We start from the raw sequence: 639 nt of genomic DNA, 5'->3' as shown, positions 1-639 counted from the left end.
TGTGTCAAAGTTCTATAATGAAAATAAAAATGAAATCGAACGTTCAAGAGAATCTGTATTAAAATTTACAAAAAGAAATGTAGATTAAGTAAATTTACGGGAGTTTATTAGGATGACAGGATGCGGATGTCATACAGGTTATCAGTAAATAACAATTTTTAATTTTGATGAGTATGTTGGCTTATCAAAAAATGATAAAATAGTTACCGCAATGGTAAAATTTTATAATGATAAAAAAGAAAGGGGAATCTCTATGAAATTGCTACGTTCATTTCTCATTCTCACTCTTGTTGTATTGTTAAGCGCATGCAATACAGCAACAAAAGTCACAAAGGTTCAAAAAAATGGCGAAACGATTTTGAAAATTGGCTCCCTGCAAGGGTATCACGATGTGCAAACGATTAAAGCTGAAAAAGGAAATGTAGAAATTCCTTATGAGGTAGCCGTTGAAGAAGGTACGATTTTATTGCAAGTCACAAAAGACGATAAGGTCATTTATGAAGAAGAAGTCACTTCTCAAAAAGAAGGTTTGCTTTCTTTTGAAGCGCCAAAATCCGGATCATATGATTTAATTGTACGCGTGAAGGGTGAAGAAGAGAAAGCGAAAGGAATTCAAATACATACGAAGCTATGAAAAAT

Annotated in this window: 1 protein-coding gene; it reads left to right on the top strand. The window is 32.7% G+C overall.

Annotated elements, in window-relative coordinates; translation table 11 throughout:
• The first annotated feature begins 253 nt into the window (after window positions 1-253).
• Window positions 254-634 carry a BA_1872 family lipoprotein gene (locus JDS96_RS30595; protein WP_199669107.1) on the top strand — a complete coding sequence of 127 codons (381 nt, stop codon included), beginning with the start codon at window positions 254-256 and terminating at the stop codon, window positions 632-634.
• Window positions 635-639: the final 5 nt, after the last annotated feature.

The organism is Bacillus cereus group sp. N21 (genome assembly GCF_016483395.1).
GTDB classification, from domain to species: Bacteria; Bacillota; Bacilli; order Bacillales; family Bacillaceae_G; genus Bacillus_A; species Bacillus_A pseudomycoides.
This window is presented reverse-complemented; position numbering and strand designations above follow the sequence as displayed.

Excerpts from the sequence above, each read along its gene's own strand:
- JDS96_RS30595 (WP_199669107.1), top strand. The coding sequence starts at position 254 with ATGAAATTGCTACGTTCATTTCTCATTCTCACTCTTGTTGTATTGTTA.